This is a genomic window from Nostoc sp. DedQUE12b, from assembly GCF_034530835.1.
Taxonomy (GTDB): domain Bacteria; phylum Cyanobacteriota; class Cyanobacteriia; order Cyanobacteriales; family Nostocaceae; genus Nostoc.
In genome coordinates, this window is the sequence record NZ_JAVRCI010000058.1 from 35,456 (window position 1) to 44,137 (window position 8,682).

General features: G+C 43.6%; 12 protein-coding genes. 2 read left to right on the forward strand and 10 right to left on the reverse strand.

Translation table 11 applies throughout. From position 1 onward, the window contains the following. Nucleotides 1–167 precede the first annotated feature (167 nt). From RMY16_RS23885 to RMY16_RS23915, 7 genes are all read right to left on the reverse strand, one after another. Entirely contained in the window at nucleotides 168–635 is a 468-nt protein-coding gene (locus tag RMY16_RS23885; protein ID WP_322738441.1) for a VOC family protein, read from the reverse strand. 139 nt (nucleotides 636–774) lie between these two features. Further along, nucleotides 775–1,029 carry a hypothetical protein gene (locus RMY16_RS23890; protein WP_322738442.1) on the reverse strand — a complete coding sequence of 85 codons (255 nt, stop codon included), beginning with the start codon at nucleotides 1,027–1,029 and terminating at the stop codon, nucleotides 775–777. 12 nt (nucleotides 1,030–1,041) lie between these two features. Further along, nucleotides 1,042–1,323 (reverse strand): hypothetical protein, encoded by a 282-nt coding sequence (locus RMY16_RS23895; protein WP_322738443.1) that lies wholly within the window; start codon nucleotides 1,321–1,323, stop codon nucleotides 1,042–1,044. 206 nt (nucleotides 1,324–1,529) lie between these two features. Then, complete coding sequence (locus tag RMY16_RS23900) at nucleotides 1,530–2,159, reverse strand: response regulator transcription factor (RefSeq protein WP_322738444.1); 630 nt, start codon at nucleotides 2,157–2,159, stop codon at nucleotides 1,530–1,532. After that, nucleotides 2,156–2,449: an ATP-binding protein gene (locus RMY16_RS23905; protein ID WP_322738445.1), complete on the reverse strand. Its 294-nt coding sequence runs from the start codon at nucleotides 2,447–2,449 to the stop codon at nucleotides 2,156–2,158. Before RMY16_RS23905 ends, RMY16_RS23900 begins: the two co-directional genes overlap by 4 nt. A gap of 1 nt (nucleotide 2,450) precedes the next feature. Further along, complete coding sequence (locus RMY16_RS23910) at nucleotides 2,451–2,693, reverse strand: hypothetical protein (RefSeq protein WP_322738446.1); 243 nt, start codon at nucleotides 2,691–2,693, stop codon at nucleotides 2,451–2,453. A gap of 169 nt (nucleotides 2,694–2,862) precedes the next feature. Beyond that, nucleotides 2,863–4,140, reverse strand: coding sequence for a hypothetical protein (locus tag RMY16_RS23915; protein WP_322738447.1), 1,278 nt, complete (start codon nucleotides 4,138–4,140; stop codon nucleotides 2,863–2,865). Between the two features lie 67 nt (nucleotides 4,141–4,207). Here RMY16_RS23915 and RMY16_RS23920 point away from each other — a divergent pair, with 67 nt between their 5' ends. Beyond that, entirely contained in the window at nucleotides 4,208–4,414 is a 207-nt protein-coding gene (locus RMY16_RS23920; RefSeq protein ID WP_322738448.1) for a hypothetical protein, read from the forward strand. Nucleotides 4,415–4,446: 32 nt separating this feature from the next. Here the strand turns inward: RMY16_RS23920 and RMY16_RS23925 are convergent, their stop codons facing one another. Further along, a complete protein-coding gene (locus tag RMY16_RS23925) occupies nucleotides 4,447–5,625 on the reverse strand; it encodes a pyridoxal phosphate-dependent aminotransferase (RefSeq protein ID WP_322738449.1) in 1,179 nt (392 codons plus the stop codon). 181 nt (nucleotides 5,626–5,806) lie between these two features. Between RMY16_RS23925 and RMY16_RS23930 the strand changes: the two genes are divergently transcribed. Further along, nucleotides 5,807–6,406, forward strand: coding sequence for an MBL fold metallo-hydrolase (locus RMY16_RS23930; RefSeq protein WP_322666863.1), 600 nt, complete (start codon nucleotides 5,807–5,809; stop codon nucleotides 6,404–6,406). A gap of 550 nt (nucleotides 6,407–6,956) precedes the next feature. On the opposite strand, the gene msrB is transcribed toward RMY16_RS23930, so the two are convergent. Further along, nucleotides 6,957–7,451, reverse strand: a complete 495-nt coding sequence (gene msrB, locus RMY16_RS23935) for a peptide-methionine (R)-S-oxide reductase MsrB (protein ID WP_322666861.1) — start codon at nucleotides 7,449–7,451, stop codon at nucleotides 6,957–6,959. Nucleotides 7,452–7,797: 346 nt separating this feature from the next. Further along, complete coding sequence (locus RMY16_RS23940; RefSeq protein ID WP_322738450.1) at nucleotides 7,798–8,328, reverse strand: MgtC/SapB family protein; 531 nt, start codon at nucleotides 8,326–8,328, stop codon at nucleotides 7,798–7,800. Between the last annotated feature and the right edge of the window lie 354 nt (nucleotides 8,329–8,682).

Genomic DNA, 8,682 nt, shown 5'->3' on the forward strand with positions numbered 1-8,682 from the left:
TTGTGACTCCTCTAAAACTTGTTGGCTAGTATGGCACTACATTGCGTTGATAGCGGAAGTGGTAGAGGGGATGATAAGTAACTCCTCCATTCCTCTACTTCTTTACCTATTTCCTTCATAACCTCTGTCGTGAACTTCGCTTCTGTCTTTAAGCGATCAATGTTCCATTACCGTCCGGGAAGCCGCACCCTGGCCTCTTGGAGTATCCAACCATTGCCGTCAGGATCACTGAATGAGGCATAGGAAGCATAATCGCCACGCTTTGGATCGGGACCTGATACTCGTCCCTCAGTTCCGGCGTGGTGGAAGATACCGCCGATGTCGTGGAACACCTCACTCACCTCCACACCCCGCTCAACAAGTTCGGCATGGGCTGCTTCGATGTCGTAAACGATGAGATACAAGCCTTGAACTGAGCCTGGCTCGGCTAACGACACTCCTTTCCCAAAGATGATTGATGCTTGCGATCCAGGCGGGGTAAATTGCACGACTCGGAAACCATTCTCGCCAGGAAAGTCAACATCGAGTCGCCATCCCAACGTTTTGTAAAAGTCTTTGGAGCGATCAACATCGGCAACGGGTATCACCACAACTTCGAGTTTCATGTCTTGACTGGTTACAGAATTGCTACTCATCTTGTTCTCCTTTAAATTGGTGGATTTGCTGTTCAGATTCGTTACTTTTCATTCTTGGGCGATCGCTCAATTTAGACCACTCAAGTTCTTTGAGTTAAAACGTGATTTAATTGTTCGGCATTGGAGGAAATCAAAAACGTTAGTGAATTGCCGCCACAATAGCTACTATCAATTGCTCAATAGTCCAACGCTCGCGATAACGAATCTCATTAACAAACAAAGCTGGTGCAGCTTCTACCCCACTTCGATATCCACCTTGAATGTCTGCAATGATGCGATCAACATAAACTCCTTTGGATAAGTCTTGCAAAAATCGAGGAATGTCAAGTCCCAGACGATTCGCATATTCCACAAGGTATCCGTTCTCTAACGCTTGTTGATAGATAAAGAGCATCTCATGCATCTGTCAAAATTGACCTTGCATTGCTGCTGCTTCCGCTGCCCGTTGAGCATGAGGATGAATCTGTTTCTGGGGAAAATGACGAAAGATAAAACATACATCCTTCTTTGCGAAAGAAGGACTTAACTGCTGTTGAGCGGCTTTAATCAACCGATAGGCGTTTGCACTTTGAAAACATTCATAATCTCCATACATGATAAGTACAACATTGGCACTTAGCACACCTTGAATGTGATCTTGAATTAAAGGCGGGACAAACAAGGAATGATGCTCGCGATCGTCAGCCATCTTTCAGACCTGTCAAGCAAACTTAAACCCTGCAACTAAATTGCTGTTAGCGTTTGCATGAACTTAATATAGGTAATTAACTCCTACTATGTCATCCACTGAAAGTCCATAATTTTGCACAACATAAGGATGGACGAAGTAATCCATCAAAAGCAGTAGCTTGACTCCAACTTTAGTCGGAATCTAAGCCTCAACTAACGTGAAACCTATAAATTAACAAGCCCGCGTTTAACAGCAACAATGACGGCTTGCGTGCGATCGCTAACTCCCAGCTTGCTCAAAATACGAGTCACATGCGATTTAACAGTGCTTTCACCAATATTTAGAGCAGTTCCAATGTCTTGATTACTCAATCCCTGCGCCATTGAACGCAGCACTTCTAGCTCTCGCTCACTAAGTACTGGGTTGTTCATCCGTTCTACCAATTTTCTTCCCACGGTCGGAGAAACATACTGCTGACCATTATGAACGATGCGGATCGCATTCAAAAGTTCATTTGGTTTTGCATCTTTAAGCAGATAGCCCTGAGCACCTGCTCGCAATCCTCGATAAATATCTTCATCGCCATCATAAGTTGTTAGCACAATAATTCGCGCTGACTTAAATTCAGCACAAATCGCAGTAATGGTTTCAACCCCTGCCATTCGCGGCATTCGTAAATCCATGAGGGTGACATTAGGCTGATGTTCACGATAACGCTTGATCGCCTGTTGTCCATCCTCCGCTTGAGCCACCACTGTCATTTCTGGAGCATAGTTAATGATATTTGTCAATCCTTCTGTAACGAGGGAGTGATCGTCAACAATCAGAACCCGAATTTTAGTGGATTGACTCATGGTGATTCTCGCTCCCGATTGACAGTGACAATAATTTCTGTTCCTTGCCCAGGTTGACTTTGAATTGCCAGGTGTGCGCCAATCCGTTCTGCTCGCTCGCTCATTCCCAACAAACCAAAGCCAACAAGTGATGAAAGGTTCCCAACCCCAAAGCCCTGTCCATCATCTTTAATGTGCAGAAGACATTGAGTATCGTCATACACTAGCTCAACCAGAATTCTACTAGCATTTGCGTACTTGATGACGTTTGTTAAAGCTTCCTGTCCAATCCGTAGTAAGTGATTTTCCACTTCAGTTGGAAGAGAGTAAACTATGCCCTTGCTTTCGTAAATTGTCGTTCCAATCTACTGTGTTCTCAATAATATTCCAGTTCCAACTGCCAATGTGGGTGAAGTCCATTGTCAACCTGCGTTGTTCTTCACTCTGTCGTAGGGCAGTCTCAATTCGCTGGCGCTCCTGAATTTCCTCAGAGAGCAGCACAGTTCGTTCAGCAACCTGTTGCTCTAATACCAATTCTGCATGAAGATGCGCCAAACTATGTCAAACTGATAGGTGGGTGCATTGAGTAATTTTGTGATGAGTCGTCCATTGCGAATCAAGATATCAGAAAGCCAAGGAGAATTAGAGAAAGCTCTCAAACATGCGACAACGGCAAGCAGCAAAGAAAGATTGCAGATGCTTTATTGGTTCAAGAGTGGTCAAGTCAGCAGCAGGCGATCGCCTGTGATAATGCTTCCTCTTCGTTATAGAGACAACCCACTAAGCGACTTGGATTTTCAGATTGACCCCGCAGGTTAAGGATCGTTTGCTGCAACATTGCGAGCCAAGTGGAAACAGTCTCTCGTCTAATTTGACTGGTGGCTTTACGATAAATCGCTGTTTGTTGTTCCAGTTCTGTCAGTTCTTGTCCTGCAAAAAAGGGGCAATAACATAGGCTAAATGCACAATAACCTGCAAATTCAAACTCTCCACTTTCTATTCCGCTTTGATAAGCATCCGCTAAAGCGGGGAACGTCTCTTTCAGGTGGGCTTTCCAGTGAATGATATGGAAATTCACCATCAGCAATGCTTTGCAGTTACCTCTCTTGTTATTTAATCTTTTCGCTAAATTTAAGGATAGTTTGCCAAATCGATAGCCCAGTTCAAGGTCTTGTACAACTCCACATAGCATCATGCCGTATGCAGCATAACCGAGAAGCGACCAGATAGCGTTTCCATTGGTGATCGATAAATTCACCATCTTGCACGCAATCAGTACCATCAAAGCGGGCCTCACCACAAAAGCAGTGCCAACTATACTTGCTAGAATGCGGATTACTGCCAGTGGCACAGGTTCAGTCATCTCTGGCAGATCAATCAAATCTTCAATTTCCCGCCCAGCGAATTGTGAAGCTGTTTCCTCTAATCCTGCTTGAACGTCTAACTGACTTGGAGCTTCTACTAAACTAATTCCCAAAAGTTGCAGCACTTCCAAGCCAGCTTTTAGTGCTTCTTTAGGGTTTCCCCGCGCCAGCCATGCTTGAATTCTGCTATCGTAAGCTTTCACTGTGTCTAGCACTGTCTTCGCACGGTTGAGTACTTCTTCTACAAGCCGCTCCATTTCGTCAAAGTGACCACTGAGGTATGCTGCTTCTGCTGCCTCTGAATGCAACACCAAAGTTAGGTCATACTCACGCTGCCAACTTTCCACATTAAGGAGTTTAAGACCTGTATTGAAATACTTGAAAGCTGCTTCATAAGCCGTCGCTGCTAGTGCTTTCTGACCTGCTTGCAAATTCAGTTTGGCAATCTCATTCCGTTGGGATTGCTCAGTGATTAACTCGGTTCCATAATTCAGTTGATCAACGATTTCAAACAACCGCTCTGCTCGCTGCTCTGGCGAAGTCTTTTCAAATAAATTGCGACCGATTTGCAGATGTACTCCAAGTTTTTGCGACTCATCGATTAAGGCGTATGCAGCTTGCTGTACGCGATCGTGCAAAAACTTATATTCTTGAACTAATAGGTTTTCATCTAATTCAGATATAGGTTGAATTAATCCAACTTGTATGGCTGCTAGTAAATCTAGAGAAATTGCTTTAGGAGATTGTTCGCAAACGATCGCTAATGTATTTAAATTAAATTCAGCACCGATACAAGCTGCTAACTGGAGAATTTGCTGTGTGTTTTCTGGTAATTTATTTAACTGGATCAGTTTAGGAGCGATTGCCTTTGCCAGTTACGTCAGCTATGTAGTACTAAAGTACCAGTTATGAGTGATCGCCTGTGCCAGTTGCGTAAGTCCTGGTTATAAAGAAGATTGCAATTTGAGTAAGCGATCGCTAGCTGTTTTTAATGTCTCAGGTCTTTTGCTAAAGCAAAATCTGATTAACGAATGTCCCTTTTCTGGTTGACTGAAAAAACTAGAACCGGGAACTACAGCAACACCAATATCTTTAATCAGATGGTAAGTGAATTCAACATCTGTTTTATAGCCAAATTTGGAAATATCTGCAAGAACGTAATAGGCTCCTTTGGGAACGAAATAGGGAATTCCAACTAGGTCTAGAATTTGTAAGATGCTGTCTCGCTTTTGGTGATAAAGTTTGGCTAGTTCTTCATAATAGGATGGTGGTAGTTGCATGGCGGCAACTCCGGCTCGTTGCAATGGTGCAGGTGCGCCAACGGTGAGAAAATCATGGACTTTGCGAATCGCTCCTGTCAATTCGGGGTTTGCTAAAATGTAGCCGACTCGCCATCCAGTGACGCTATAAGTTTTAGATAAACCGTTAATAGTAACGGTGCGTTCTTCCATACCGGGAAGAGTCGCTAGGGCAATATGTTGAGTGCCGTCATAGAGAATATGTTCATAGATTTCATCAGTGAACGCTAACACATCCCATTTTTGACAAAGTTCAGCAATTAGAGTGAGTTCTTCACGGGTGAAGACTTTACCTGTGGGATTATGGGGTGTGTTGATAATAATCGCTTTGGTATTGGCATTGAAAGCTTGACGCAACTGTGATTCATCAAATGTCCAATCAGGAGGATGCAGTGTGACGTAGCGGGGTATAGCACCAGCTAAAATCGCATCGGGGCCATAGTTTTCGTAATATGGCTCAAATACAATTACTTCGTCACCTGGATCGACTGTTGCTAGCATTACAGAAGCCATGGCTTCTGTGGAACCACAAGTAACGGTGATTTGGGTTTCGGGATTGATATCTAAGCCGAGATACCAACGGACTTTGTTAGCGATCGCATGACGAAATGGGCGATCGCCCCAAGTAATGGCATACTGATTAACATCTGCCTCTATCGCCTGATATGCTGCCTGTTTCAATTCCAAGGGACAAGAAAAATCAGGGAACCCCTGCGCTAGATTTACTGCATCATGTTGCAATGCCACCCTGGTCATTTCTCGAATCACTGACTCTGTAAACTGTTCTGCCTTCGCTGATATTTTTTGCCGTCCAATCTTACTCACTCCTAATACCTCCGTATTGCCGTTAACCGAGAATTTCTGCAAACTCGATAAAATCCATAATGCTGGTAGATTTATCGTAGTATACTCAAATTTCCGATCCAGAGGGAATATAACCTCATAATCTATATACTTAATTATTGAGATTAATAGTCAATTATTGAAGTAACGATCCAGAATCATCATGAAATCTTTGCACCGTCCCGATCTGTATAGCTGGTCTAATTTTAATCCGGCAAGAAATATTGATTTCAATGGGATTGCCTGGATTCGCCCAGATGGCAACATCTTGATTGACCCAGTGGCCCTATCAAACCATGATTGGAATCATCTAAAATCCCTCGGCGGTGTGGTTTGGATTGTGCTGACGAATTCTGAGCATATCAGGGCAAGTAAAGAAATTGCCGATCAAACCTATGCTAAGATTGCTGGCCCGATTGCAGAAAAAGACACTTTTCCTATAGCTTGCGATCGCTGGCTATCTGATGGTGAAGAATTTGTGCCAGGACTGGAGGTGATTGAACTCAATGGTTCTAAAACTCCCGGTGAGTTGGCTTTGTTACTAGAGGAGACAACTTTAATTACAGGCGATTTAGTACGGGCACGCAAAGCAGGTAGCTTAACGATTTTACCAGATGACAAGCTGCTGAATCGAGAGGAGGCTGTTGCTTCTATTCGCAGGTTGGCTCAACTAAGTCGCGTAGAAGCAGTGTTGGTAGGGGATGGATGGCCTGTTTTTCGCGATGGACGCGATCGCTTAAAGGAACTTGTAGCGACACTGTAAATGATTAGGGTAGCACAGCTAGCTATGCTACCCTACAGACGATTGTGGTTCAAATAGATCAAAAAGGCTCTCAGACGAAAATCAAACAACGCCGTATCATGGTAGTTAGTAGCATTTCTGTCTGATACTTTCTTTTTTACCATAAAAGAATATCAGGTAAGTAATATCCTGATTTCCTGACGACAGAATGCGAAAACTTTTACTGATTCACTTAGTTGGAGAACGCTGATGTCGAAGGAAAGAAAAAGTAATAAAGAAGCTAAAAAACCTAAAAAAGATCCCAAAGACAAAAAGGAGAAAAAAGACTCAGGTAAATAGTTCTAGCAAAGACCAAGAGTTGCATTTCCTTACATTGACAATACTTCGTCCAGTAGGACTGAATAGGAAAAGTTATTGTCAAAAATTTATTCACCCTTGGTCAAGTATCAAAATCTGATGATTTAAGTTCTGTGTGCGATGTTAGGACGGGCTGTGACGCCCGATAGTGCAGCATTAGCGACGTAGGAAGGTCTTGACTCGCTAATGCTACGCTATCGGTGACGTAACTTAATCAAGCAGGCTCAAATTTCAGTGAAACACCGTTCATGCAGTAGCGCTTCCCAGTGGGTGCAGGCCCATCATCAAAAACATGACCCAGATGACCACCACAGCGACTACAATGCACTTCAGTTCTGGTCATAAACAACGACTTGTCTACAGTAGTGGCGATCGCACCTTCAATTGGATTAAAGAAGCTAGGCCAGCCAGTACCACTATTAAATTTGGTATCAGATGTAAACAGTGGTAGTTCACAGGCGGCACAATAATAAGTACCTTGGTTGTATTCCTTATCCAATGGGCTGGTGTAAGGGCGTTCAGTTCCATGTTTACGTAATACATTAAATTGTTCTGGCGTTAAAATCGTGCGCCACTCTGACTCTGGTTTGGTAACTTCAAATCCACTCTGAGAAGTTGTCATTGCTTGTGACCCCCAATTGATATACCTTGATAACAATGCTGTGCCGACTATAACTGCACCAGCCTGTAAAAAATAGCGTTTGTCCATATATCTATTATTTTCTATTTTCCGGTTCACTGGTCAATCAATTCCAGTACGGGATTCCCTACATGAATGACTATAATCAGCGATCGCTCTGAATTAGCCCTGATAAACCGATTAAAATTGGCTAAGAAACAACAAATTATTTTTCAATAAAATACTAGGTGGACACAATTATTTAGAAGACGCATTTCGACTTCGCTCAATGCTCAGTAGCCTGATTAAAAGAGGGTTGAGCGCAGTCGAAACCCAGCAATCTTAAGTTAGATTTAATTTAGTCCTTCTACTTACGATCAATTTGACTTAATTTTGGATAATACAAGTATAGTTTTCAATTAGAGGATAACGATAGTCAATCATCTTCATCAGAGATGGTTGTGAGATCCTGAGTAGTCCCTTGTTTACCCTGACTCGTCAGTAATACAAATGTGCGATTGAGCCGCTTCACGCCACTTAGGGTAATCAGAGTCAGTAAGCCTCCCAATAATCCCATTTGCCATAGACCACAACCAATTGCAGCCCCCAACCCAGCCGCCGTCCAGACACAGGCGGCTGTAGTTAAACCTTTTACTTTTGGCGTTGCAGATTTTCTCGGAGACTCTTGTAAAATCAATCCAGCTCCGAGAAATCCAACCCCGGTAGCTACACCTTGAATTGTGCGACTCAGTGCATTGGTAGCAGCATAGGGACTTTCGCCCTCAGCCTGCAAAGGAATCATCACAAATAATGCTGCCCCCATACTCACAAGCATGAATGTTCTCATCCCTGCTGGTCTACCCCCTTGCTGACGGTTGAATCCAATCAAGCAACCAACCAGGAGCGCCAAAGACAATCTAAACGCTATATGTGGCCAATCGTTGGCAGCAATAAACATCGGCCCCATTGCCTTATTTCTCCTAGAGACAGAACAGAATTTTGCACTTATTAGCAGCGGGCTAGATGGCTGCCCACGTTCATACCTGAAAACCAAAGCACAGCAAATCAATAGGTTTTTAGTATATTAAGGTTAATTTAACAAAAGGTTATAGATAAGTAAATAAGTATACACAAAGCTACCATTGCTGGATTCTTCCTAGAGACAGAAAGAAGGCGACAGGGAGCAGAGGAGCAGGGGAGCAGGGGAGCAGGGGAGCAGGGGAGCAGAGGAGCAGGGGAGCAGGGGAGCAGAGGAGCAGAGGAGCAGGGGAGCAGGGGAGCAGGGTAGCAGGGGAGCAGGGGAGAAGTTGCAGTAAGTTTT